General features: G+C 70.4%; 20 protein-coding genes and 3 pseudogenes. 4 read left to right on the top strand and 19 right to left on the bottom strand.

Annotated features, from left to right (window positions below):
* Nucleotides 1-105: 105 nt before the first annotated feature.
* Both OHA17_RS02310 and OHA17_RS02315 read right to left on the bottom strand, forming a co-directional pair.
* Nucleotides 106-3,000, bottom strand: a complete 2,895-nt coding sequence (locus OHA17_RS02310; protein ID WP_406503547.1) for a type 2 lanthipeptide synthetase LanM family protein — start codon at nucleotides 2,998-3,000, stop codon at nucleotides 106-108.
* 61 nt (nucleotides 3,001-3,061) lie between these two features.
* Nucleotides 3,062-3,262 (bottom strand): DUF6229 family protein, encoded by a 201-nt coding sequence (locus tag OHA17_RS02315; RefSeq protein ID WP_053728018.1) that lies wholly within the window; start codon nucleotides 3,260-3,262, stop codon nucleotides 3,062-3,064.
* Between the two features lie 341 nt (nucleotides 3,263-3,603).
* Between OHA17_RS02315 and OHA17_RS02320 the strand changes: the two genes are divergently transcribed.
* Both OHA17_RS02320 and OHA17_RS02325 read left to right on the top strand, forming a co-directional pair.
* Nucleotides 3,604-4,935, top strand: coding sequence for a phosphatase PAP2 family protein (locus OHA17_RS02320; protein ID WP_406503549.1), 1,332 nt, complete (start codon nucleotides 3,604-3,606; stop codon nucleotides 4,933-4,935).
* A 261-nt stretch (nucleotides 4,936-5,196) separates the two neighbouring features.
* Nucleotides 5,197-5,961, top strand: coding sequence for a polysaccharide deacetylase family protein (locus OHA17_RS02325; RefSeq protein WP_406503551.1), 765 nt, complete (start codon nucleotides 5,197-5,199; stop codon nucleotides 5,959-5,961).
* A gap of 28 nt (nucleotides 5,962-5,989) precedes the next feature.
* On the opposite strand, the gene OHA17_RS02330 is transcribed toward OHA17_RS02325, so the two are convergent.
* From OHA17_RS02330 to OHA17_RS02360, 7 genes and pseudogenes are all read right to left on the bottom strand, one after another.
* Nucleotides 5,990-7,168 carry a DSD1 family PLP-dependent enzyme gene (locus OHA17_RS02330; RefSeq protein WP_406503553.1) on the bottom strand — a complete coding sequence of 393 codons (1,179 nt, stop codon included), beginning with the start codon at nucleotides 7,166-7,168 and terminating at the stop codon, nucleotides 5,990-5,992.
* Complete coding sequence (locus OHA17_RS02335) at nucleotides 7,165-7,317, bottom strand: hypothetical protein (RefSeq protein WP_406503555.1); 153 nt, start codon at nucleotides 7,315-7,317, stop codon at nucleotides 7,165-7,167. The genes OHA17_RS02330 and OHA17_RS02335 overlap by 4 nt, the downstream gene beginning before the upstream one ends.
* Nucleotides 7,318-7,328: 11 nt before the next feature.
* Nucleotides 7,329-7,481, bottom strand: a pseudogene (locus tag OHA17_RS02340) (helix-turn-helix domain-containing protein); the annotation flags it as partial.
* Between the two features lie 96 nt (nucleotides 7,482-7,577).
* Complete coding sequence (locus OHA17_RS02345) at nucleotides 7,578-8,015, bottom strand: VOC family protein (RefSeq protein ID WP_053728031.1); 438 nt, start codon at nucleotides 8,013-8,015, stop codon at nucleotides 7,578-7,580.
* A gap of 86 nt (nucleotides 8,016-8,101) precedes the next feature.
* Entirely contained in the window at nucleotides 8,102-9,088 is a 987-nt protein-coding gene (meaB, locus tag OHA17_RS02350) for a methylmalonyl Co-A mutase-associated GTPase MeaB (protein WP_406503557.1), read from the bottom strand.
* A gap of 5 nt (nucleotides 9,089-9,093) precedes the next feature.
* Nucleotides 9,094-11,268 (bottom strand): methylmalonyl-CoA mutase, encoded by a 2,175-nt coding sequence (gene scpA, locus OHA17_RS02355; protein WP_406503559.1) that lies wholly within the window; start codon nucleotides 11,266-11,268, stop codon nucleotides 9,094-9,096.
* The gene (locus tag OHA17_RS02360) at nucleotides 11,268-13,082 is read right to left on the bottom strand and encodes a methylmalonyl-CoA mutase family protein (RefSeq protein ID WP_406503561.1); all 1,815 of its coding nucleotides are present in this window, start codon (nucleotides 13,080-13,082) and stop codon (nucleotides 11,268-11,270) included. The genes scpA and OHA17_RS02360 overlap by 1 nt, the downstream gene beginning before the upstream one ends.
* A 308-nt stretch (nucleotides 13,083-13,390) precedes the next feature.
* On the opposite strand from OHA17_RS02360, the gene OHA17_RS02365 reads away from it, so the two are divergent.
* The gene (locus OHA17_RS02365; protein WP_406503563.1) at nucleotides 13,391-13,927 is read left to right on the top strand and encodes a hypothetical protein; all 537 of its coding nucleotides are present in this window, start codon (nucleotides 13,391-13,393) and stop codon (nucleotides 13,925-13,927) included.
* Between the two features lie 54 nt (nucleotides 13,928-13,981).
* Here the strand turns inward: OHA17_RS02365 and OHA17_RS02370 are convergent, their stop codons facing one another.
* From OHA17_RS02370 to OHA17_RS02400, 7 genes and pseudogenes are all read right to left on the bottom strand, one after another.
* Nucleotides 13,982-15,592, bottom strand: coding sequence for a class I adenylate-forming enzyme family protein (locus OHA17_RS02370; protein ID WP_406510616.1), 1,611 nt, complete (start codon nucleotides 15,590-15,592; stop codon nucleotides 13,982-13,984).
* A gap of 189 nt (nucleotides 15,593-15,781) precedes the next feature.
* On the bottom strand, nucleotides 15,782-16,216 hold the full coding sequence (locus OHA17_RS02375; protein WP_406503565.1) for a VOC family protein: 435 nt from the start codon (nucleotides 16,214-16,216) through the stop codon (nucleotides 15,782-15,784).
* Between the two features lie 107 nt (nucleotides 16,217-16,323).
* Nucleotides 16,324-16,655 (bottom strand): annotated as a pseudogene (locus OHA17_RS02380) (response regulator); the annotation flags it as partial.
* A gap of 18 nt (nucleotides 16,656-16,673) precedes the next feature.
* Nucleotides 16,674-16,934 (bottom strand): annotated as a pseudogene (locus tag OHA17_RS02385) (VanZ family protein); the annotation flags it as partial.
* Nucleotides 16,935-17,009: 75 nt separating this feature from the next.
* Nucleotides 17,010-18,173: an oxygenase MpaB family protein gene (locus OHA17_RS02390; RefSeq protein ID WP_406503567.1), complete on the bottom strand. Its 1,164-nt coding sequence runs from the start codon at nucleotides 18,171-18,173 to the stop codon at nucleotides 17,010-17,012.
* A gap of 105 nt (nucleotides 18,174-18,278) precedes the next feature.
* Complete coding sequence (locus OHA17_RS02395) at nucleotides 18,279-19,334, bottom strand: polyprenyl synthetase family protein (RefSeq protein WP_406503569.1); 1,056 nt, start codon at nucleotides 19,332-19,334, stop codon at nucleotides 18,279-18,281.
* Nucleotides 19,324-19,599 carry a polyprenyl synthetase gene (locus OHA17_RS02400; RefSeq protein WP_406503571.1) on the bottom strand — a complete coding sequence of 92 codons (276 nt, stop codon included), beginning with the start codon at nucleotides 19,597-19,599 and terminating at the stop codon, nucleotides 19,324-19,326. Before OHA17_RS02400 ends, OHA17_RS02395 begins: the two co-directional genes overlap by 11 nt.
* Before the next feature lie 245 nt (nucleotides 19,600-19,844).
* On the opposite strand from OHA17_RS02400, the gene OHA17_RS02405 reads away from it, so the two are divergent.
* Nucleotides 19,845-20,615 (top strand): maleylpyruvate isomerase N-terminal domain-containing protein, encoded by a 771-nt coding sequence (locus tag OHA17_RS02405; RefSeq protein ID WP_406503573.1) that lies wholly within the window; start codon nucleotides 19,845-19,847, stop codon nucleotides 20,613-20,615.
* Nucleotides 20,616-20,699: 84 nt separating this feature from the next.
* On the opposite strand, the gene OHA17_RS02410 is transcribed toward OHA17_RS02405, so the two are convergent.
* The 3 genes from OHA17_RS02410 to OHA17_RS02420 form a co-directional block, all read right to left on the bottom strand.
* On the bottom strand, nucleotides 20,700-21,899 hold the full coding sequence (locus tag OHA17_RS02410) for a low temperature requirement protein A (RefSeq protein ID WP_406503574.1): 1,200 nt from the start codon (nucleotides 21,897-21,899) through the stop codon (nucleotides 20,700-20,702).
* Between the two features lie 120 nt (nucleotides 21,900-22,019).
* Entirely contained in the window at nucleotides 22,020-22,682 is a 663-nt protein-coding gene (locus tag OHA17_RS02415; protein WP_406503576.1) for an SGNH/GDSL hydrolase family protein, read from the bottom strand.
* A gap of 68 nt (nucleotides 22,683-22,750) precedes the next feature.
* The gene (locus tag OHA17_RS02420) at nucleotides 22,751-24,271 is read right to left on the bottom strand and encodes an FAD-dependent monooxygenase (RefSeq protein WP_406503577.1); all 1,521 of its coding nucleotides are present in this window, start codon (nucleotides 24,269-24,271) and stop codon (nucleotides 22,751-22,753) included.
* Nucleotides 24,272-24,505 lie beyond the last annotated feature (234 nt).

Below are 24,505 nucleotides of genomic sequence, written 5' to 3' on the forward strand. Positions count from 1 at the left end.
ACGTACTCATGGCCGCCCGGACGCCCGCCTCCAGCACCCGAGGAGCACTCACCAGGACGCCGGAGAACCCGCTGTGACGCCACCCGCCCAGCCCCTGTGCGGAGTTCAGTCGAGGAGGAGTGGGTTGGGGAGGTCGGCGGCGGGGTGCATGCGCAGAAGGGTGTGGAGGACTCCCGCCAGGCCGGACATGAGGCTCGGCGAGAACGCTTCCCGGGCGAGGCCGCCGACCGGGCCGCGCTGTTCGAGGCCGGTGAGGATCTCGCCGTCGAGGTCGGCGGAGGCGCCGGAGCCCATCGACGTCAAAAACTCCCACAGGCCCAGATCCCCGTGACACAGGGTGTGGCTCCAGCCGAACCCCTCCGCCGCGCAGGCCCCAGCGGCCCGATGGGCCATGTCGAGGTGTACGGGGTCGCCGGTGCGGCGGTGGAGGTCGAGCATGCCGATGCCGATGCCCGCACTGCCGTGGCACCAGCTGGTGAAGAAGTCCTCCTCCGCGCCGATGCGGACGTCGAGCCAGTTGCCGTCCTCAGGGCGGTAGAGGGACTCCTGGAAGGCGAAGGCGCGCTCGGCGAGGCGGCTCCAGTCGCGGCGTTCGGCCGCGGAGCCGGCGTCGCTGAGGGCGAGTCGGGTCAGCGCCCAGCCGATTCCGGTGGCGCCGTGCGCGAAGCCGCCGATGCCCTCCGGGTTGAGGCGTGTCGGCCACCGGGCGCCCACGGCGTCGGTCACGGCAAGCCCGGCCAGCCTGCGGCCGACGCGCGCTGCAGCATCCAGCCAGTGGGCCTGCCCGGTCGCGTCGGCCAGATTGAGCAGGGGGACGACCGCGCCGGCCGCGCCGTTGAGGAGATCCACCTCCACGTCGTCCTCGACCAGCGGCCCGTCCGTGAGCAGCAGGGCCCGCTCGGCGGCACGCTTCAGGTGCCGGTCCTCGCCAACGACCCGGTGCAGCGCCAGCCATGTCCACACCTGTGACGCGGCGCCGCTGAAGGCACCGGCCGACGGCGTGGGCGTCCGGTCCTCGGTGCTGACCAGCACGCGCAGTGCTCCCTCGAACGTCTCGCGCACGCCCGGCACGTCGTCCGCCCGCCCGGCCGCCACCTCGGACACGTACTCGGCCAGCGTGAGCGCCACGCCGCCCTGGCCGGTGTAGAGGTCGGCGGGCAGCACCCTGATCGACCACCCGGCGGGGGTGAAGACGGGGCTGATCCAGGTGGCCGTACCGTCCTCGCCGCGCACCGCCCCGTCGCACAGCCTCCGCACCATCTGCGCGGCCAGCTCACGGCGGCGGCGCTCCCGGTCGCGGGCGTGCGGATCGCGGGCGGCGGCCTGCACCCGCGCGGGCAGCGACCGCTCGTTCAGGTACGCGCCCACCAGCGCGTCCTGGATCACCGACTCCTCCAGCGCCAGGTCGGCGCTGCGCCAGTCTTCGACGGTGCGGCGCACGGCCGAGGCGTCCACGGTGAAGCCGTACATTGGTACGTCGCCCACCAGCAGGTCCGCGATCTCACCGTCGATGGCCGGAAGGTCGGTCGGCGCACCGGGCAGCGCGTCGGCGTTGCGCCGCAGGATGTCCCGGGCCCGCTCGACCGCCGCCGCCTCGTCGTGCAGTGAGGCCGGATGCCACAGCATGCGGCCGATGTCGACGTACGCCTGCGTCGGCCGCAGGATCCGCCGGGCCCTGACACTCTCGAAGCGGCGCAGCAGCCGGTACGGGTCGGTCCCGGGGCGGCGCAGCTGGGCGGTCATCTCGCGGAACCCGGCCAGGACCCGGTCCCAGTACGTACTCAGGACCGGAGCGGCGGCGGGGTGGTTGCCCGCGACGGGCATCGCTATCAGGTCCACCTCGAAGTGGGCCGTGGCGGTGCCGCCGTCGGTGATCACCGGGTGCGGGATCAGCGGCTGCTGGCCGGGCAGGGCACCGATCCCGGAGATGTCGACGCCGCCGAGCGCGAAGCCGGTGCCGCGCACGGGCAGCAGTCCGGTGCGCAGCACGGTGCGGCGGATGGCTGCCGCCGCCACGTCCACCGCGTCGCCCCGGCCGCTGGGCGGGAAGGGCGCCGGGGCGTCGAAGAGCGTCTCGGCGTCCACGATCACCGGCACGGGCCCTGCGGCGATCATGTTCTCGGCATGCATGTCGGTGCCGCCGGTGAATCGGAGGACGGCCAGCCAGTGTCCGATGTTGCGGTAGAACTCGGTGAGTTCGGTCTCGTCCGTGCAGTAGCGGTGGCGGATGAACTCGGCCCAGCCGTAGCCGTCGCGCGCCAGCGTTCTGGGCACGCGGATGCGTCGGTCCGGTGCCGGGGCGCCGGGGAGGTCCGTGAAAAGGTCGTCCAGGAGCTCGCCCAGCGCCACGTCGGCTTCCGAGGGCCGGGGTTTGTACATCACGGTCCCGCCGGCGAAGTCGACCTGACTGACCGTCAGCCCGCCCCGGTGGGAGTCGCCCACCCCGAACTCGACGGCCCTCACCTCACCCGCGGGTCCGCCGAGAAGCGGGCCCAGCAGCGCGCGGTCCGCCGCCAGTCGCTCGGCGAAGTCCGCCGCTGCCGCCACCGAGAGCCGTGCCACCGCCGCGACCCGGGGGCCCACGCTCGGATACCGGCCGCCCAGCCGGGCCAGGTACCCCTCCTCGCAGGCCTGCTCGATGAACGCGTCCCATGTCTCTTTGCCGAACCCGGCATCCGCGCCCGTCCCGGCCAGGCGCATCGCGTGCAGTTCGATCAGGAACAGGCGGGACAGTTTCGCGTGCAGCGACCGGAGCAGGGCCGTGTGGCCGGCCTCCAGCAGTACCTCCCGTTCCTCTCGGCCCAGGGGTCGCGTCTCGGCCAGGCGCCGGGCCAGTTCGTCCCGCCAGGGGCGGGCGATGCCGCATACGGGCTGGGCGAAGTGCTCCGTCTCATCCTGCGTTCCCGGCAGCGATCCGCTCACCATCAACCGTCCCCGTCCCATCGCGAGTTCGCGCCGGTCAGGCGCCTGAAGGAGCCCGCGAGGCGGGCGGTCGGTCATGCGGCGGGCCCTTCGTGAGAAGTCGTTCCCCCACGAAGGGCCCTGTGATTCGCTGCGACGATCAGCAACACCAGCTGCCGTGCGACCCGCTCGGGCTGGAGCAGAAGCCGTAGAGGGAGTCGCTCGAATCGGTGAGCGCGGCCTCGGCGGCGGCGCCGCCGACGTAGAGCGGACCGGCCGGGTTGAGCTGGCCGTACGCGCTTTCCGCGCCCGACAGCCAGGCGTTGAGCACGGCGCTTGCAGGAACACTGGTCTGCGGCATCTGCGGCCTCCGGACAGAGGGATCGGGACGGATCGCCCAGCCCCGAGTATGGCCATATCCGAACACCCGTCAGACGAACAATCCAGCCAAAGTCGTTCGGTCGGAGATGCGCACGACACCTATCGGCGGGAGCCACACCGCAGGCCGGACGAGGCCCGCGCGGCCACCCGAATCACGCCGATGGCATGATCGAGCTCTCGACATGCGCCCGCATCACTCTTCCCCCACCGCACGACGACGCTGTGTCACAAGAAGGGTGATCCGCGCAACCAGCATCCAACACATCGGCAAAACAATTGATACCTACAGATTCACAGAGATTTCCGCGAATAAGCCGCAGGATGAAGTCCGCCCCGTGGTCTCGGCCACGCGTGATTCTGTGGGCGACGGCGGGCGTGGTGGCCCTCGGATTCCTCATCGCTCTGGAGATCGCCGCCCGCCGCTACGGCGGCGTGCCGGGGCCGATGGCCACCCAGGTGCGCGAATTGATATTCCCGCCCAAGCCGGGGCCGCTGTACGGCGGTCTGGCATTGATGATGGTGGTGCTCACCTGGCGGCAACGGTTCATCGCGGCCGGCGTGGCGATCGGCGTCGACGTCCTCTTCGTACTCGCGCGGTGGGCCCTGGACGCCGAAGTGCCCGAGGACCACTTCTTCGGCAACGGCGCGTTGTGGGCGATGCTGGGCTGCGCGGTCTTTGCCATCACGCGCCGCACCGGCCGTGAGCGCGCCCTGCTCCTGAAGGGCGTCAGCCTGGGCCTGCTCCTCGTGGCCGGCCGCAAGACCGGTGACACCTGGCTGCTCATCACGTCGAAGACCCGCCCGACCGTCCTCGACCCGTATGTGGCGACCGCCGATCACGCACTGGGAAACCCGTCATGGCTGGCAGGCCGCATACTCAACGCCAGCGGCCCGATCGGCACCCAGACCCTCGGCCTGATCTACGCCCAGCTCGCGGTCGCAGCGATCGTCGTCGCCCTGTACCAGCTGCGCAACGTGGCCGCCGAGCGCCGCTTCCCGCGCCACCACCTGGTGCGCACCTTCCTGGTGATCGGCCTTCTCGGGCCGGCCGTCTACATGATCTTCCCGGTGGTCGGACCGGTCTTCGCCTACGGCCCGGGCGCCTCCGGCACCGGCGGCGTGCAGTGGGCCGTGGCCAACCTCTGGCCGCACACACCGCCACCGGTCACCGTCCCGCACCCGGTGCCGTACGACGGGATCACCCCGCGCAACTGCATGCCGAGCCTGCATACGGCGTGGGCCACCGCGATCTTCATCCACTCCCGCAAGGGCCCCCGGCTTCTGCGCTACGCCGGGACCTTCTGGCTGATCGCCACGCTCAGCGCCACACTGGGCTTCGGCTACCACTACGGCGTGGACCTGGTCGCCGGCGTGGTGTTCGCGCTCACCGTCGAGGCGGCGCTGCGCACATTCGATCGCGGCTGGGACCGCTCGGGAATCCGGCTGGTCGCCTACGGCACGGCGGTCTTCGGCACGCTCCTGGTGTCGTACCGCTGGCTGCCGGTGCAGATGGCCACACATCGGTGGGTGTTCGGACCACTTGTCATCCTGTCGATGGCCTCGGTCATCTACGGCTACCTACGAACGACCCATGCATGGAACCCCAAGGCCGCATCGGCGCTCCGACCGGAACCGCAACCCGAACTGGTCTGAGCCCCGGCCCAGCAGGTCGCGGGCGCCCCACGCAGTACGTCACGCCGCGTACAGCGGGACGGGCGCCCGCGGCGACTATGCACGAATGCCAGGCGGCACGATCAGGCCAACCGGCATGGATCCGGCCGCCGTTCGCGGCAGGTTGTCCGCGAACTCTCTCAGAATTGTCCGTGATCGGTAACGGAGGCATCCCCTGGCCGCCGCGCCTCGTCCTGCCAGGTGACCAGGGACCGGCGGGGGACTGCGCGAGATGAGGCGAACATGGCACGGCACAACGGCGGGCGGGGTTGGTACGGCAAAGTGGTCGGGGCCGCGCTCGGCGTGACGATCCTCGCCACCGGCGCCTCGGTGTGGACCGCGCAGGCGGGCACCACGGACGACTCGAAGCCCAAGGCGAACGCGCCGGCCACTGACATCAAGCCGGTCGCGGACACCATCGCGCACTCCTCGGACGCGGGAGCGCACGGCGTCAACATCACCATCGACGACGGCCCCGACCCGGTGTGGACCCCGAAAGTCCTTGACCTGCTGCGGGAGTACGGGGTGAAGGCCACGTTCTGCATGGTGGGGACGCAGGCGAAGGCCCACCCGGACCTCGTGAAGAAGGTGGTCGCGGCCGGGCACCGGCTGTGCGACCACTCGGTGTCGCACGACACCGCCATGGACAAGAAGCCCCAGAGCTACCAGTCGCATCAGATACTCGACGCCGAACGCATGATCACCGAGGCGTCGGGAGGCGTCCGGCCGATGTACTACCGGGCGCCGGGCGGGGCCTTCACCCCGTACAGCCGCGAGCTCGCCGCGTCCCGGGGCATGCGCCCGCTGGGCTGGAACGTGGACACCAAGGACTTCGAGCGTCCGGGTACGGACGTCATCGTCGCCACCGCCGAACGGGAGCTGCCCAACGGGCCGACGCTCCTCTTCCACGACGCGGGCGGTGACCGTACCCAGACCATCGAGGCCCTGCGCAAGCTCCTGCCCCGACTCAAGTCACAGGGCTACACCTTCGGCTTCCCGGTGCACTGACCTCCGGCTGGTCCACGGCGCTCGCTGGTCACCAGCCGGTCACGCGCTTCCAGAAGCCCTGGATCTCGGGTGCGGTGTTCGCCGTTCGGGCGCTGTCGATGACGTGGTAGCCGTGGTGCTGGGCGGCGGTGGCGCAGGCGTGGTTGGGCAGGATGCGCAGGCGGGTGCCGATGGGCAGGTCGGGCAGGCGGGCACGGTCGCGGGGGCTGAGGGTGCCGTGTTCCTGGCTGGCGGCCGTCATGACCAGCTCCGGGAGCAGGTTGCCGGCCAGGTCGGTGACCAGGCCGAAGCCCTGGTCCTGCGCCTGTACGGAGGTGCCGCGGTCACGGGACATGGCCATCCAGCCGCCGTCGGTGATGACCCATCCGTACTCGGGGCGGTGTCCGATGACGGTGACGACGACCGACAGGGCCAGGTCCTCGATGCGGCAGACGCCGATGCCGGCCATCACCAGGTCGAAGAAGACGTAGTTCCCGGCGCGCAGTTCGGTGACGCCGGTGAGATCGTCGGCCGCGTGGGCCGTGGGGGTGGAGCCGATGCTCACGCTGGCCACGGGCAGTCCGGCAGCACGCAGCCGCTCCGCCGCGTCGACGGCGGTGTCGCGTTCGTTCTTCGCCGCCCGTCGCAGTTCCTCTGCGGTGTAGGCGAAGTACGACTCCCCCGCGTGGGTCAGCACTCCGTCCAGACAGCTCGCGGCATGCAGGATGCGGGCGATCTCGACGAGTTCGGGTGCGTCGGGCTTGAGGCCGCCGCGGTGGCCGTCGCAGTCGATCTCGATCTGGGTGGGGATGGGAAGGCCCGCCCGGCGGGAGGCCTGGGCGACGAACTCCGCCTGCTCCGCGCTGTCCAGCAGGGTGCGCAGGGTGACTCCGCGGCGCAACAGCGCGACAACGCGCGGGAGTTTGTGGGGGTCGATGCCGACGGCGTAGGTGATGTCGGTGTAGCCACCGTCGGCGAACGCCTCGGCCTCGGCAAGAGTGGAGACGGTGATGGGGCAGGGAGCGCCGTGCCGCAGGAGGGCGGCCACGTCCAGGCTCTTGGCCGTCTTCACGTGGGGGCGCAGGCCAACTGCCAGCCGATCGGCCCGAGTTGACAGCCGCTCGATGTTGCGCCGCACCTTGTGTACGTCGACGACGGCGAACGGGGTGTCGGGATCGGTCAGGGTCCGGGCGGTGTCGGGGCCGGCGGTGTCCGAGGGGGTGTTCACAGGGAGATCTCCATCTTCTTCAGGAGGGCGAGGCCCAGGCACAGGTCCTGCGGGCCGATTCCGTAGGGGCCGAAGACCGTTCCGGATTCGGAGCCGAATCCGGAGCCGGACGCGGGCGCGGGGTCGACGGCCGAGCCTGCGGTGGTCACGAAGTGCCCTCTCACCTGGCGTAGTTGTCGACGGTCGCCCGGGACACGCCGAGCAGGTCCGCGATGGCCTGGGTCGCATCGCGCGTGTCGAAGTGCCCGTCCTCGTGCAGTTTCCGCACCAGTGCCTTCTTGTCCTCCCGCCCCAGCGACCGGGGCGTCGCACCGCGCTCCGCGGCCGGCCGTCGGGGAACCGGTTGGGGTGGTTCTGGATCACGCTGCCGTAGCCGGGGTCATCGACCCGATCCGCCGTCAGTTCTCCTTCAGCTCTTCTTCAGCTCCTCGGCGAGCATCACGAGGATGCCGCTGGGGCCGCGGACGTACGTGAGCTTGTACACGTCCTCGTAGGTCGCCACACCGCGAAGCGGACGGCATCCGTGCTTTGCGGCTGCCTCAAGGGCTTTGTCGATGTCGTCGACCGAGAAGGCGACGCGATGCATGCCGATCTCGTTGGGACGAGTGGGCTCCGACTCGATCGCTTCGGGATGGATGTACTCGAAGAGCTCCAGACGACCGTGACCGTCCGGCGTCTGGAGCATCGCGATTTTGGCGTGATTGCCATCAAGGCCGACGGCGGTGTCGGTCCACTCACCACTGACCGTGTCACGGCCGACGACCGTGAGGCCGAGGTCGGTGAAAAAGGCGATCGTTGCTTCGAGGTCGCGAACAGCGATGCCGACGTTCTCAAGTTTGATGGCCATGCGCCGCATGCTACCGAGCCGGGCCGATCAAGTACTGGCGGCAAGGACGCAGCCGTCTCCCAGGACGCCGGTCCGGCGCCGGCGACTCAGTGGCCCTTGCCGCCGAACACCCCGAGGATGCGCTCGGCGGCGAGGGTGGCCGTCAACTCGCCGTCGCGGACCTGCTGTTCGAGGGCGGGGGCCAGCGACCGTACCCCGGAATCCGCGTGCAACCGGCCGAGCAGTTCGTCGCGGACCATCGTCCAGGTCCAGTCGACCTGCTGCTCGCGGCGCTTCGCGGCGAGCCGGCCGGTCGAGTCGAGCAGGGTGCGGTGCTGCTCGACGCGTTCCCAGACGGTGTCGAGGCCGGTCGACTCGCGGGCGCTGCAGCTCAGTACGGGTGGCGTCCAGGCCGCGTCCGCCGGGTGCATCAGGCGCAGGGCGCCCGCCAGTTCGCGGCCCGCGGCCTTGGCGTCGCGCTCGTGGGGGCCGTCCGCCTTGTTCACGGCGATCACGTCGGCCAGTTCCAGGACGCCCTTCTTGATGCCCTGCAACTGGTCGCCGGTACGGGCGAGGGTGAGCAGCAGAAAGGTGTCGACCATGTTCGCGACCGCGGTCTCCGACTGGCCGACGCCGACCGTCTCCACCAGGATCACGTCGTAGCCCGCCGCCTCCATCACCACGATGGACTCCCGCGTCGCCTTGGCGACCCCACCCAGCGTGCCGGCGGTGGGCGAGGGGCGTACGAAGGCGGCCGGGTCCACGGCGAGGCGTTCCATGCGCGTCTTGTCGCCCAGGATGGAGCCGCCGGTACGGGTCGACGACGGGTCGACGGCCAGCACCGCGACCCGGTGCCCGAGCGAGGTCAGCATGGTGCCGAGCGCGTCGATGAACGTCGACTTGCCGACGCCGGGGACCCCGCTGATGCCCACCCGCCGGGCCTTCCCGCTGTGCGGGAGCAGTTGGGTGAGCAGGGACTGCGCCAGGGTCCGGTGGTCGGGCCGGGTGGACTCGACGAGGGTGATGGCGCGGGCGATGTGCGCCCGCTTCCCGTCGAGTACGCCCTTCGCGTAGGTGTCGAGGTCGATGGCCATGGGGCTCAGAGGTCGTGGCCGAGGTCGGCGGCGAGCTTGTCGACCAGGTCGAACGCCGCGTCCGGGATGACCGTGCCGGGCGGGAAGACCGCCGTCGCGCCCATCTCCAGAAGGGTCGGCACGTCCTGCGGAGGGATCACCCCGCCCACCACGATCATGATGTCCTCACGGCCCTCCTCGGCCAGTTGCTCGCGCAGCGCCGGTACGAGGGTGAGGTGGCCGGCCGCCAGCGAGGACACGCCGACTATGTGCACGTCGGCCTCGACGGCCTGCCGCGCGACCTCCGCCGGGGTCTGGAACAGCGGGCCGACGTCCACGTCGAAGCCGAGGTCGGCGAAGGCGGTGGCGATGACCTTCTGGCCGCGGTCGTGGCCGTCCTGGCCCATCTTGGCGACCAGGATGCGCGGGCGCCGCCCCTCGGCCTCCTCGAAGGCGTCCACCCGGGTCCGGGTGCGCTCCACGGACGGCGACTCGCCTGCTTCGTTGCGGTACACACCGGAGATCGTACGGATCTGGCTGGAGTGCCGCCCGTACACCTTCTCCAGGGCGTCGGAGATCTCCCCGACGGTGGCCTTGGCGCGCGCCGCGTGCACGGCCAGTTCGAGGAGGTTGCCCTCGCCGCCCGCCGCCCGGGTGAGGGCGTCGAGGGCGTCCTGGCACGCGGTCTCGTCGCGCTCGGCGCGCAGCCGGCGCAGCTTCTCGATCTGCTGGACGCGGACCGAGGAGTTGTCGACCTTGAGGACGTCGATCTGCTCGTCGCTGTCGACGCGGTACTTGTTCACGCCGATGACCGGCTGGCGGCCGGAGTCGATCCGGGCCTGGGTGCGGGCCGCGGCCTCCTCCACGCGCAGCTTCGGGATGCCCGCGTCGATGGCCTGCGCCATGCCGCCGGCCGCCTCGACCTCCTCGATGTGCTGCCAGGCCCGTCGTGCCAGGTCGTACGTCAGCTTCTCCACGTACGCGCTGCCGCCCCACGGGTCGATGACCCGGGTGGTTCCCGACTCCTGCTGGATCAACAGCTGGGTGTTGCGGGCGATGCGCGCCGAGAAGTCGGTGGGCAGCGCGAGCGCCTCGTCGAGGGCGTTGGTGTGCAGCGACTGGGTGTGGCCCTGGGTGGCGGCCATCGCCTCCACACACGTACGGGTCACGTTGTTGAAGACGTCCTGCGCGGTCAGCGACCACCCGGAGGTCTGCGAATGGGTGCGCAGCGAAAGGGACTTGGTGTTCTTCGGGTCGAACTGCTTGACCAGCCTCGCCCACAGCAGGCGCGCGGCCCGCATCTTGGCGATCTCCATGAAGAAGTTCATGCCGATCGCCCAGAAGAAGCTCAGCCGCGGCGCGAACGCGTCGACGTCGAGGCCGGCCTCCTGTCCGGCCCGCAGGTACTCCACGCCGTCGGCCAGCGTGTAGGCCAGCTCCAGGTCGGCCGTCGCCCCGGCCTCCTGGATGTGGTAGCCGGAGATGGAGATGGAGTTGTAGCGCGGCATCCGCTGCGAGGTGAAGGCGAAGATGTCGGAGATGATCCGCATCGACGGCTTCGGCGGGTAGATGTAGGTGTTGCGGACCATGAACTCCTTGAGGATGTCGTTCTGAATGGTCCCGGCCAGCTTCTCCGGCGGTACGCCCTGCTCCTCGGCCGCGACGATGTAGAGGGCGAGGACGGGCAGCACCGCGCCGTTCATCGTCATCGACACGGTCATCTTGTCGAGCGGGATGCCGTCGAAGAGCTGCCGCATGTCATAGATCGAGTCGATGGCCACGCCCGCCATGCCGACGTCACCGGTCACCCTCGGGTGGTCGCTGTCGTAGCCGCGGTGGGTGGGCAGGTCGAAGGCGACGGACAAGCCCTTCTGGCCGGCCGCGAGGTTGCGCCGGTAGAAGGCGTTGGACTCCTCGGCCGTGGAGAAGCCGGCGTACTGCCGGATCGTCCAGGGCTGGTTGACGTACATCGTCGGGTAGGGCCCGCGCAGGTACGGCGCGATGCCCGGGTAGGTGCCCAGGAAGTCGAGGCCTTCCAGGTCGTGCCCGGTGTAGAGCGGCTCGACGGTGATGCCTTCGGGCGTCTCCCAGAGCGGCTCGTCGCCGCCGGCCGCCTTCTTGAGGGCGGTGCGCCACTCGGCGGCGGAGCCGTCGGTGCGCGGTACGCCCAGGTCGACCCCGGAGAAGTCGGGGATTCCCATCAGGACACTCCCATGCGGTCGAGGGTGGCGGAGAGCAGGGCGACGGCGTCGCAGCCCGCGAACACATGGGCGCCGACACCGCTGTACCGCGTGGGCCGCCCGGCGAGGAAGACGTGCGCGGCACCGGCCGACGCGAGGGTCTCGGCAGCGGCTTCGGCCCGTTCCTCGTACAGCGCGTCGCTGGAGCAGAGGCAGGCCTCGGTGGCGCCGGAGGCCCGGAACGCTTCGGCGGTGGCGTCCCCGGTGACCGGCTCGATGCCGCCCGCCTGGAACAGGTTGGAGGCGAAGGTCGCCCGCGCGGTGTGGGCGGCGGCCGGTCCCAGGGTGGCCAGGAAGATCCGCGGCCGCGACCCGGTGGCCGCGAGGTGCGCGTCGGAGCGGGCGCGCAGCGCCTCGAACGCCTCGTCGCGCCGCACCCGGGGCAGTCCTCCGGACGGCGCCGGCGGTGCGGGAGCTCGTTCGACCGGGGGCTCGGCGAGGTTGGGGAACTCGCTGACGCCGGTGATGGGTTCGCGCCGCTTGGCGAGCTTCGCGGAGCGTACGGCCCAGGTGTTCGCCAGGTCGACGCCGATGCGGCCCGAGCGCAGCGCGGCGGCTTGGCCACCCGCCCGCTCGATCCCCTGGAAGAACTCCCAGCCCGCATGGGCGAGCTCATCGGTGAGCCGCTCCACGTACCAGGAGCCGCCGGCCGGGTCGATCACCCGGGCCAGATGCGACTCCTCGACCAGGATCGACGAGGTGTTGCGGGCGATGCGCCGCGCGAACGCGTCCGGCAGCCCCAGCGCGTGGTCGAAGGGCAGCACGGTGACGGCGTCGGCGCCGCCCACTCCGGCGGCCAGGGTGGCGACCGTCGTCCGCAGCATGTTCACCCACGGGTCGCGCCGCGACATCATCACGGGCGAGGTGACGGCGTGCTGGAGCTGCGGCGCCGGTGCGCCGCAGACCTCGGTGACGCGCGCCCAGAGCCTGCGGGCGGCCCGCAGCTTGGCGATGGTCAGGAACTGGTCGGCGGTGGCGGCGTACCGGAACTCCAGCTGGGCGCAGGCCTGTTCGGCGGAGAGACCCGCCTCGGTCAGCTCCCGCAGGTAGGCGACGCCGGTCGCCAGCGAGCAGCCCAGCTCCTGCGCGGCGGAGCCGCCGGCCTCGTGGTACGGCAGGGCGTCCACGGTCAGCGCGCGCAGCCCCGGGTACTCGTCGGCGCACTTCCGCGCTAGCCCGGCCACGGGTGCGAAGCCGAACGCCTCTCCGGTACGTGCCTCGTGGCCCAGCGGATCGGCCCCGAGGTTGCCGCGCGCCGCCTCCTTGGCGACCCCGCGCTCCTCATACAGGCGGAGCAACTCCCTTGCGGCAGGCTCGACTTGACGCCCCGCGTCCAGGACGACGGCCGCGAGGTCGAGGTACACGCCGTCCAGGACCTGGGGCAGGCGCTCCACCGGGAACCCGCCGTCACCGGCGACGAGCCACAGCGAGGCGACCCCGTTCTCCAGGTCGGCGAGCACCGCACCGTCCGCGACCGCGGTGTGCCGCTGTCGCACGTCCCAGCCACCGGTGGTGCTCCCCTCGGCACGGCCACCCCGCACGAAGGGGGCAAAACCGGGGAAACCGGGATCGGGTACGGCATCGTCCGCCGTGTACAGGGGACGCGTACCGAGCCCGTCCTCCAACGTGGTGGACAGAGCGTCTTCGGCTGCCGCACCCGAGAGCTCCTTGCCCGACTTGCGCAGTACGCCTTCTACAAGGCGCTGCCACTGCTCATGTGTCGCATCAGGAAACTCGGCTGCCAGCGATAGCCCGTCATCAGGCAGGACCGTCATGCTCGAATGCTAGGCCAGTCCCGCAAAGGAGCAGCAGAGCCCAGGGCTGTGACCTTGCACTCTTTGGATGCCCCTTGATCGTTCGACCACTTCCCCGCTACAGCGGAGCGCCGGGGCGGGCTTCGCCATGTGATGGCCCGTGCGGAATCAGGCCCCCCGATCAGCAGAAACCAGCCCGCGCCGGAAGCCTTTACGGCAGGCTCACCCTCAAGAGCGAGCATTGTGGGGAGTCACTCGGGTCGAGGTGAAAGTCCGTTTACTGTACGGACGCGCCGCACGCCCGTCGCGGGCGCCTGAGGAGGGATCCCGTGTCATCGCCCTACGACCCGCAGTTCGCCCCCGCCGGTGATGTGGGCACCGCTCTCATGATGATCGACTCTCGGCTCAGAGGCGTCCACAGCGGCAGGACCGGGACCGACTCCGAACAGCAGGCGCTGACCGACCACTTCGCGGCGTCGCTGGACGCCGAGGGAATCGATGACGTGCTGGACGGGGTGTGCACGCTCATCTTCATGTTCATGACGTGGCTCCGCAGGACCCACGAGGAGCACGGCAAGGACGTCATCGAGTACGTGGTGCCCACCCTCGTGGCCACGATGCGCCAGATGCCCAAGAGCGTGCGCCCCGAGGCCATCCCCACCATGGCGGGCCTGGTCATCGCCGCCGGCACCGACCTGAGCCCCAACCTGTGGCGCAAGCAGTACGGGTACTGGACGGATGAGGAAATGAACTCCCTGGAAGTGACTGCCTTCCTGCTCGCGGAGCACATCAACCGCATCGCCGCCGACCCGGACTTCGCCACCCGCCTGATCTCCCGGGCACTGTCCGGCGCGGACGAGGACTGAGCCGCGATACGGAGAGACGGTCCGGCCGGGATGGTCCCGGCCGGATCCGTTGCCTCAGGCCCCGTTCACCCACGCGGCGCGCAGCGCCTTTTTGTCGACCTTGCCGACCTTGGTCGTCGGCAGTTGGGACAGCAGCACGGTCTTCCGGGGCCTGTAGAGCTCTCCCAGTTCGGCGGTCACCGCCGCGCCGACCTCGTCCGGGTCGATGTCGGCGCCTTCGGCCGTGGCCAGGAAGATCTGTACGGCCTCCCCGTACTCCTCGTCCGGAACGCCCAGCGCCGCCGCGTTGCGGACGCCGGGCAGGGTGAGCAGGAAGTCCTCCAGGACGCGGGAGTAGACGTTGTCGCTGGTGCTGCCGGTGACGATGATGTCCTTGGCACGGTCGACGAGATAGAGGTATCCCTCGGCGTCGAGATAACCCATGTCACCAGTGCGCAGCCAGCCGCCCTGCAATGCCTCCGCGGTGCGCTGCGGGTCCTCGTAGTAGCCCAGCATCACCGTCTCACCCCGGACACACACCTCCCCGACCTGCCCCACGGGCAGCGCCACCGCGCTGTCTTCACCACGGACCTCGATCTCGGTGTCGAATATCCCGCGCCCGCAGCTGCGCCAGAGTTCGGGCCGCTGGGCTCCCTCCGAGGCAAGGTTCTCGGCGGCGATCGCGGTGATGCCGAGCGCCTCGGACTGCCCGTACCCCTGGCTGACCACCGGGCCGAAGACCTCGACGGCCTGCTGCAGCCGGCTGGGCGACGAGGCCGCTCCCGCCACGACGATCCGCCGCAGCGCAGGGAGGGTACCCACCGTGCACTCCAGGTGGTCGAGGAGCGCGTACAGCATCGGCGGTACGAACATGGTGGTGGTGATCCGCTCCTCGCGCAGCACCTTCAGCGCGGCACCCGCCTCGAACTCGGGCAGCACGACAAGGGCGGACCCTGTCACCAGCGCCTGGATCGAGGTGAGGTGGCCACTGCCGTGCGTGAGCAGCGTGGAGGCGAGCACCCGGTCCGTGCCCGGGTTCATGGCCGGGAAGAACGCGGAGCCGGATCCCTGTGGGCCGTCTTCCACCGAGGCCACCAGCATGTTGTAGAGCTGGTGGCTGTGTGCGGCGAGCTTGGGGCGGCCCAGGGTGCCGCCGGTGTAGAGCACGGTGACCGGCTCGTCCGCGCCCGGGGCCCGCACGTCCTCGGGGCGCACCGCCGGGCACTCGGCCGCCAGGGCCAGCAGGTCCTGGCACTCCAGCTCGCACGGACCAAGGCTGACCAGCACGGGGGCATGGACACTGCGGCCGGCCGCATCGGCAGCCCGCGCCGCGAACAGCGGATCCGTGACCACCACACGCGCACCCGACTGCTCAACCAGCGCGGCAAGCTCACCCGGCCCCGGCTCCGGCGGCAGGAACACCACACGACAACCGATCAAATGCACCGCAAGCTGCACCAGAACAGAGTCCACACGATTGGCCAGGAACAACCCCACCCCGTCACCAGGCGCAAGCCCCTGCCGACGCAACGCCTGCCCCAACCTGAACAGCCGCCGCCGAGCCTCCCCCCGACTCAACCGCTGCACACCCTGGACGAGCGCCTCGGCATCCTCATCCTTGTACCAGTGCTCCAAGATGCGGTCCACATACGTCCGGGGCGATGTTTCCTGCGGGTTAACGGTCATCGATCCATCCAAGCATGCGGCGCAGAAGCCATCGAATCCCAGGGTATATCTCCGGCCACCCAAGGATGTGATCGCCGCTGGGTCGCAGGACATGGATTTCTTCACGACCGCGGACATGCCGTCCGCCATGTTCCCGGCCCGGTCAGCGACCTGACGGATCGGCACTGACCGGGCGTCACGCGACTACGCTCAGTCGAGACAGAACTCGTTGCCCTCGATGTCCTGCATGGAGATGCACGACTCGTTTTCCTCATCGGCGCGCAGTACTTGCACGCATACCGCGCCGAGCGCGATCAGTCGTGCGCATTCGGCCTCAAGCACGGCCAGGCGCTCTTCGCCCACGAGCCCGGTGCCGACCCGCACGTCGAGATGCACCCGGTTCTTGGCGACCTTCCCTTCGGGAACGCGCTGGAAGTACATACGCGGACCCTGACCCGAAGGATCCATACAGGCAAACCAAGAACCCTGATTCTCAGGTGGCAGCGAGCGGTTGTAGTCGCCCCACGTGTCAAACCCGTCCGGCGGCGACGGTACGACGTACCCCAGCACCTCGCACCAGAAACGAGCGACGCGCTCAGGATCCGCGCAGTCGAAGGTGACTTGAAACTTCTTGATCGATGACATCGGCGCACCATAACAGGGGGCTCCGTGGCTCACCTCCCGGTAGGCGTCGACCAGTTGACCGGGGACGGTCTACAGCGTGCGTGGAGCCGGACCGTGACGAGGAGACCGCCGGCGGGGCAGGGGACGAGAGCTCCGAGGACGGCGAACTGTTTGCGGGTGAGCACGACCTAGCGTCCGCCGCGGAAGACCTCCCGGCGGGAGGGGTCGACCCGCAGGCCCGCGAGTTCGCGGACGGAGGCCGGGCGTGCGCGCGTCTGCGGTCGAGCGCCCGCAGCCGCAGGACGAGCTCCCGCAGCTCGAACGGTTTGGTGAGGTAGTCGTCGGCGCCGAGCCCGAACCCGGAAGCCTTGTCGTCGATGCGGTCGGCAGCGGTGCGCATGAGGATCGGGATGCCGCTGCCGGAGGCGACGATCCGCCGGGCGACCTTGCCGGAGGGGCCGACCGGACACACGAGTCGGCCTGCCGGTGTTGGCACGGGGCTAGGCCGGTCCGACGGCGCTTGCGCCGCAGTACGCCACCAGCGGCGCGACGCCAGTCCGGCCAGCACCGCGCCGGCGGCGTTGACCAGTACGTCGTCCACGGAGGACACCCGGTCGAGCCGCAGCACGTACTGTGCGGTCTTGACCAGGACCGAGCAGCCCGCCCCGAGCGCCAGGATCCGAGGCACGGACGCCGGCACCGCGAACCACATCGGGGCGAAGAACCCCAGTGCCGCGAAGCGCTTTTCGCTACGCCCGCGATACGCGAAATCACCGGCCTCCGGGCACTTCCTGACAAGCGGCGTTGCCTCCGGTCACTCGGAGACCGTGGCGGCCGGCGGGGTCCACCGGTGGGTGCGGGGCAGCGTGCCGGTGATGCCGTAGTCCTTCTTGAGCTGTTCGGGGATGGCGTAGTGCATGACGCGGCCGCGGGTGAGGGAGGACAGTTCGAGGACGGCGGTGAGGTGGCCGAGGCGGTCCAGCGCCCAGGCCCCCAACGGGGAACGGTCTTCGATGGTCTCCAGTACGCCGAGGAGGTGGGGCACGGCTTTGACCAGGGTGTCCCACCGGGTGCGCGGCACCTGGAGCCAGTCGGCGCACGTGTCACCGACGAGGTGGCGGATGAGCGCGGAGACGATCGGGTCGAAGAAGGTGCCGGGCACGATCTCCTCGTAGAGGTCGATGAGTTGCCGGGTGAGGTGAGCGCCTTCGTCGGACGGCCCCATGTGCCGGATCATGTACAGGTCCAGGAACTGGCGTGCTTCCTCAAGGGACTTGGGGCAGACCTCCTGGTCGACGCCGAGCATGGCACCGACCACGCGCCAGGCGTAGTAGTACGCTTCCGCGCCTTCCGTCGACATGTGGATGCCGAGGCGGTGCAGGCTGTCCAGGACCAGCAGGGAGAAGAACATCTGCCCGCCGATCATGTCCTCCTGACAGATCGGTGTTCCGTACACCGCGGTGTCCCAGCGGTTTTCGCGCCGCAGATGGTGACGGATGGAAGCGTGCAGGAGGCGGACCTTCTGGGCGGCGGGGATGAAGCGGCTGCCGGCCTCGAAGGCGTCGGGCCGCATCAGGTAGACCGTGAACTGACCGGTCTCCGCCATCCGTTTGGAGGGGTACTTCAGCCCGTGGGTGGCCGAAAGCAGTTTCGCCACGTGCGGGACGACGTAGCACGCGGGCATGGAGGCGAAGGACAGGGCAGTGGAGATGTGCACGTCGTTGTCGATGAAGAACAGCCGGGCCTTCTCCATCTCACCCCAGTCCACCCAGGACGGCGGCGCACTCGTGGCCTGGAGGTATTCCCGGGCCACATCGGGCAGCCCGTCCGGCAAGGGGGCGCCGGCGGTGGAGACGTACCGCATCAGGGTGTTGAACTTGCCCACCTCCCCCCGTTCGAAGAGGGCGGCGACCGTGGCGTCGGCGAGTTCGTCACCAGCCCCCCGCAGGGCGTCCATTGATGCCTCGGTGTAGGTCACGACAGGGCTCCTTGTCATCCACGGGTCATCCACGGGTCATCCACGGGTCATCCGGCGACGGGCGGGGACGGCGGCCGGTGGCACGCCTGACCCCGCCGTACCGGGTCAGGACAGGCGGACCGCGGCCGAACGCGCCAGCTCGGTCAGGGCAGCGGCGGCGGGCGCGGGTGCGTTCAGGTCGTGCAGAACACCGAGGGCCTCCTCGACCCGCGCGGTGATCATGGCTTCGATGCGGTCGGGAGCCTTCAGCCGGCACATCAGCTCGCGGATCTCGTCCAACCCGTCCGTCCCCGGGTCGCGGCGGCCGAGGAGAGTGCCCAATCGCTTCCGCTCGTCGTCCGCCGCGAGCCGCCAGGTCTCGGCGAGCAGGGCCGTGGGCCGGTGACCGCGTACGTCGTCGGCGTTGGCCTTGCCGGTGCGGCCCGGGTCCCCGAACAGGCCGAGCAGATCGTCCCGGAGCTGGAACGCCTCGCCGAGCGGAAGCCCGTACGCCGAGTAGCCGACGCGCAGTCGCTCGCCTGCCCCCGCCAGAGCTCCGCCGATCAACAGGGGCTGCTCGACCGTGTACTTGGCGGTCTTGTACCTGATCACCTTCAGCGACGCCGTGGTGTCCGGATCGGCCCCGGTACGCAGGATCTCCAGGCACTCCCCCGCGATCAGCTCCCGGGCGAGCACCGACCACAACGGGCGGGCCCGCGCCAGGTACGCGGCGGGCAGACCACTGGTGGCGAACAGCTGCCCGGCCAGTGACATCAGCAGGTCTCCCACCAGCATCGCGAGCGACCTGGCGGCGGCGACGGCACGCGGCCGACGGCGTACGACACCTCGTAACTCGATGTGCGCCGTGGGCCGGCCGTGCCGCAGCGGACTGTCGTCGATGAGGTCGTCGTGCACCACTGCGGCGGCATGCACCAACTCCATCGAGGCGGCCGCCCGCACCAGCGCGTCGCTGTCCGGCTGCCCCACCGCGCGCCAGCCCCAGTAGCAGAACGCCGCGCGCAGCCTTTTCCCGTCGGCGACCGCGGCCTCCAACTGGCCGGCCACCGGGCCCAACAGGGCATCGATCGCCGACAGTTGCTCGGCCTCCTGGGCGACGAAGCGGTGCACCACCTCGTCGACGCGGGCCTTGAACGCGGCCGGCTCCCACCGGTCAGACGTCATCGGCGCCCCGGGCCAGGGCGTGCCGGGCGAGGATTTCCAGATGGGCCGGGGGGACAGCCGCGTACCGGTCCACCACCAGGCGCCCACGCGCCATCAGATCGTGCTCGGCCTGCGCCGCCAGCTCCGCGGCGTCCGAGCGGCGCAGCAACCCCCGCACCGCCCCCAGCGCCGAACCCAGTGTGCTCACCGCCAGATCGGCCAGCCCGGCCGCCAGCAACACCGCCTGCTCGTCCAGGCCCCCGCGTCGTCCCGCTTCGCGCGCCATCCGTCCCCCCACCCACATCACGCCCGGGCGGCGCCGTCATGCGCCGTCCTCCCCAGGATCGCGTCGCACCCGATCCATGACCGGAAGAACTCACGATCGAGTGATCACATCGCTTGTCCGTACGGGGGTTGGTCCGTCGCGGGCCGATGGTGGTGGGGCCGGGGCTTCGTGAAGGCGGTCGCCCGACCGGGCACCGTTCGGCCTCAAGGGTTTGACGGTCCGGCCGATCGGGATACCCGTGGCACGTGATTCCCTCTCAGGTCGACGACACGCTGCCGGAGCTGGCGCCCTTCCTGCACGCGGTGCGAGCCCGCAGGCCCGACGCCGGTACGTGGTGCGAGGCCTGGACCGTGCGGGACGTACTCGTTCACCAGGCGGGCAACGCCGAGGAACTCGCACGGGTGCTGGAGGCGTTCCTCGCGGGCTCGCCGGTGGAGACCCGGGGCTTCGACCGGGAGGAACCGTACCGGCGGCTGTCGGACGCGGAGCTGTGGTCGGCGTTCATGAGCCGCTGCCAACGTCTTGCCGAGATCGCCGCGGCCGCCGCACAGGATCTGTCACCGGACACGGAGGTGACGTGGACCGGCCGCACCGTGAAAGTGCCCTTCTTCGCGGAGCACATGCGCGAGGAACTGATCCTGCACCGCTGGGACTTGAGCGGTGACGACCGGACCGCGGTGCAGGCGCTCACCGAGCCGTGGATGACAGAGCACAGCGTGGTGTCCGTCGGCCGGCCGTTGCTGGTCAAGGGCCGCGCCGGCCTTGATCTTGGGCCCGAGGGGAGAATCGAGGGCCGGCTGCGCACGCCGGGGACGGACGACGTCGTGGTGACCGCCGACGCCGACGGCAACAGCATCCGCCTCGCCACCCCCGAAGGCCCCGCCACCATCGAGAGCGACGCGGCCACCCGCGTCCTGCTGCTCTGGGGACGACGCCCCGCCGACCCGTCGCGCTGGCACAGCTCGGCCGGCCCGGAAACCCTGCGCAGGGTACGGACCCTCCTGGGCGGTTACTAGGCGTCGGCGTTCGACAAGGCGGCCGGCCGGATGGCCGTCCTCACTGACGAACCATCAGTTCTCGCTCTTCGCGGCGGAGCCCCACTACGCGCTGGTGCGACGGGCGACGGCCACGCCCCAGGGGATGCCCAGCAGAACGAGCAGCCCCAGTCCGAGGGGCAGAGGGGCCGGGCGGGCCGCACCGAGGACGAGGCTCACAGCGGCGGCCGCGGCACTGGTGAGGGCGAGCGGGCGGTACAGCGCCCGGTCCTCGTGCCAGGCGCGCAGAGTGGTGGCCACCACCATGGTGATGGCCAGGACGGTCGCGCAGGTGGCGCTCAACAGCCATGCGGTGGCGGCCGGGGTGCGTGTGTCGTGGGCATGCTCGACGAGACTGACCATCGCGGCGCCCATCGCCGCGATCGCCGCGGTCAGCGGGAGATGGGCGAACAGCCAGCGGACGGCGGCGGCACGGGTGGCCACGGGCGGGCGGTGGCCCGCGTAGTCGAAATACGTCCACCACGCCCCGAACCCGACGAGGACCGCGACGAGACCCACGGTCAGGGTCCGGGCGTCGACCCCGTACTCCTCGGTCAGCCCGTCGACGACTCCGGTCACCGTCTCTCCGAGGACGATGATGATCAGCAGTCCGAACCGCTCGATGACGGCATCCGTGATGGCGAGAGCTGCCCGTTGGGCGGAGGGAGACGTCGCGGTGTGCATCATGACGGCGAGACCGGCGAGGTAGAGGACGTCGAGCGCACCCCAAGCCGGCAGGCGGGCCCGCTGCGGCAGCGACGTGCTCGCCACGAGGAGGACGGCGCAAGCGGCGGTTCCCGCAACGTACGGGCGCGACAGCCTGCGGTACTCGGGGCGGTCGCCGCGGGAGGCCAGGGCCCACAGGACCGCCAGAAACGCGAAGAGCACCCCGGCCGTCACGGCGAACGCGGCCCCGAGCGAGCCGCCCACCCCCGGGATGAACGCGCCGAGCGGCACGAGGACGAGGATCTGGAGGAGGAACGTCGTGCGGCCTCGGACGTCATCGCGGCCGTGCAGCTCGTGATGAAGCGTGCCGTTGAGCCACGCGATCCAGATCAGCGTGAATACGACGGCGTACTCGCCGAGGCCGCGCCACGTCAGCCGACCCGCCAGGTGGTGGGCGGCCTGCGCGACGAGGACGACCATGACCAGGTCGTAGAAGAGCTCCAGGGGACCGACGACCCGTTCGCGGGGCTGCTCCCCGTGAGGGCGGGGCGGGTGCCACAGCTGCTGGCGGATGCGGATCCATCGGGATTCGGGTGGCATCGGTGACCTAAGCGCCGGGTGGGTCAGGGCGGGTGGGGCGTCTTGGTGGAGAGGGGATCACCGAGTGGCGGGCGCCGCAACTCGGACTCGCGCCGCGCCCGCACCGTCCGCGAGGTCCTCTCACGCGACCAGGCGAAGCCAGGCCTGCGCGAGGGCGGCGTGACCCGCCGGCGTCGGGTGTACGCCGTCCGCGGCCCAGTACTCCGGCTCGTTCATCGCGGCGAGTTCGGCGAACATGCCGTCGGCGGCGAGGAGATGCGCGCCGTACTCGCGGGCGAGCCTGCGCACGACCTGGATTTTCGGGTCCAGGTCGGTGCGCCATTCCTTTCGCTCTTTCTCTCCGATGAGCGTGGTACCGGCCTCGACGACCCCGCTTATCGGCAGGAGGAACGGCTCGATGAGGATCAGTTCCGTGCCCGACTCCGCGAGGGGCGCTAGCAGGCGGTCGTATCCCGCTTCGAATTCCTCCGCCGGGATCACGTATCCCTCCGGGTCCAGCGTGTGCCAGCCCATGTCGTTGACCCCGGCGAGTATCGACACCACGTCCGGGCGCGCATCGAGTACGTCTGTCTGCCAGCGGGCTTCGAGGTCCAGCACCTTGTGGCCCGCGATCCCGGTGTTCAGCCAGTTCACGGGCCGGTCGGGGTGCCGGAGCCCCCACTCGCCCGCGACGCGCAGCGGGTAGCCGAACCCGAGACCGTCTTCGCTCTCCAGCCGCTGGCAGTCGGTGATCGAATCCCCGGTGAACATCACGGTGCTTCCGGGTCGGAGTGTGATCGTCATGTGTGCTCCTTGACATCGGATGAGGAGGGGAAAGGCGGCAGCAGATCAGCCGGAGAGGAATTGCTGCTTTAGATTTCCGGGCTGCCGAGCCAATTGCTGGCTGCCCGCTCAAAGGATTCGGGATCAGGGGTGCGATCACCTGTCCAGGCGACCACCCCGTCGGGTCGGACGAGCACGGCGCCCAATCCGAGGTCGTTCCCGGCCGGCCCGGCCGCGTACCGTATCCGGCTCTCCCAACCCATCGCCGGACGGTGCAGGCGGCGGTCGGCGCTGAAATCGAGCGCGACGCCTCGTCCGTCCTGCATCAGGTCGCCGAGGCGGGTGCCGTTGTCGAGGCAGAGGTCCGGGGCGTTGCGGCCGACCAGTGGATGCTCGCCGCCGAGGTCGTAGCGGATCGACGATCCCGACAGCCTCTCGAACGCGTAGGTCGTTCCGTCACGGGTTCCGAGCAGGTCGCGAACCACTCCTTGGATCGCCCGGGCATGCGGGTCGGGGCTCATGACCGCCACCTGGGCGCGCGACCAGTCGAGCACCCGGGCACCGATCGGATGGCGTTCGCGGGTGTAGGTGTCGAGCAGCCCGTCCGGCGCGTACCCGTGCACGGTCGCCGCGAGCTTCCAACCCAGGTTCATGGCGTCGCCGATGCCGGCGTTGAGTCCCTGGCCGCCGAGGGGCGAGTGGATGTGGGCGGCGTCGCCCGCGAGCAGGACACGTCCGCGCCGGTAGGTCGTCGTCTGCATCGCCCGATCGGTGAAGCTGGAGGCGAGTTGGACGTCGCTCAGCGTCACGTCGGTGCCGGATACGCGGCGCAGTACGGCCTGGAGATGGTCACGGGTCGGCTGCCGCGAGCGGTCGAACGTGCCGCCGTCGTAGTCCATCATGCCGATGTGTCCTTCGGCGGCCATCCTGATGTACGTGCCCGTCGGCGTCAGGTTGATCCCGGGGCTCAGCTTGTCGGGATCGGCGATGGTGCCGAGCATGAGGTAGCCGGTGAACTGCGGCTCGGTGCCGACGAATTCGAAGCCCGCGAGCCCGCGCACCACACTGCGTCCGCCGTCGCAGCCGACGACCCAGCGCGCCGCGTACTCGTGCCCGCCGGCTCGCGCGACCGCGCACTCGTCGTTCTGGGAGATGGCCGAGACCGTGACGCCGCGCCTGATGTCCACGCCCAGCTTCGCCGCACGCTCGGACAGCAGCGACTCGACCGCATCGAGGTAGGTGAGCATGCCGTCCATCGCCGGGCTGGGAAGCCGGTAGGGCAGGGCGGCGACATCGACTTGGGCCGGATCGAGCACCATGCCGGCGAAATGGCCCACGCCCCGAAGGGATGTCGGCTCGTGCCCGTCGTGGCCCGCGCCGAAATCGTCTCCGGCGCCCGATGCCGTCCGCAGCCGATGCAACATCCCGCGGCGGTAGAACGACTCGACCGACGCGACGGACAGGCCCCTCATCCCGAACGGCTTCGCCTTGACCGGGGAGCAGGGCTCCGGTTCCCGTTCGAGTACCAGGACGGAGCAGCCCGCGAGGCCGAGCTCGCAGGCGAGGAACAGACCGACCGGGCCTGCGCCCACGATCACTACGTCGTGCATGAGAGATCCCCTTTCCAAACCGTCGCCGGGTGGGCACCCGGCTGGACCTCTCGAAAGGTGCCAGGCCTCACCTACATCGGACCGACAGCCCCCGACATGCGACCGACGCCGGACCGACAGCGCCGAAGAATCACCAACTCCGGTCGCCTGTAGGGACATTGGGGCACGGGGGTGGACGGCCGGCCGGATGACTCGGCGGGCGAGGAAAGCGATCGCCTCGAAGCCGCGGTTGCT

It is taken from the genome of Streptomyces sp. NBC_00212 (assembly GCF_045206365.1).
Lineage (GTDB): Bacteria > Actinomycetota > Actinomycetes > Streptomycetales > Streptomycetaceae > Streptomyces.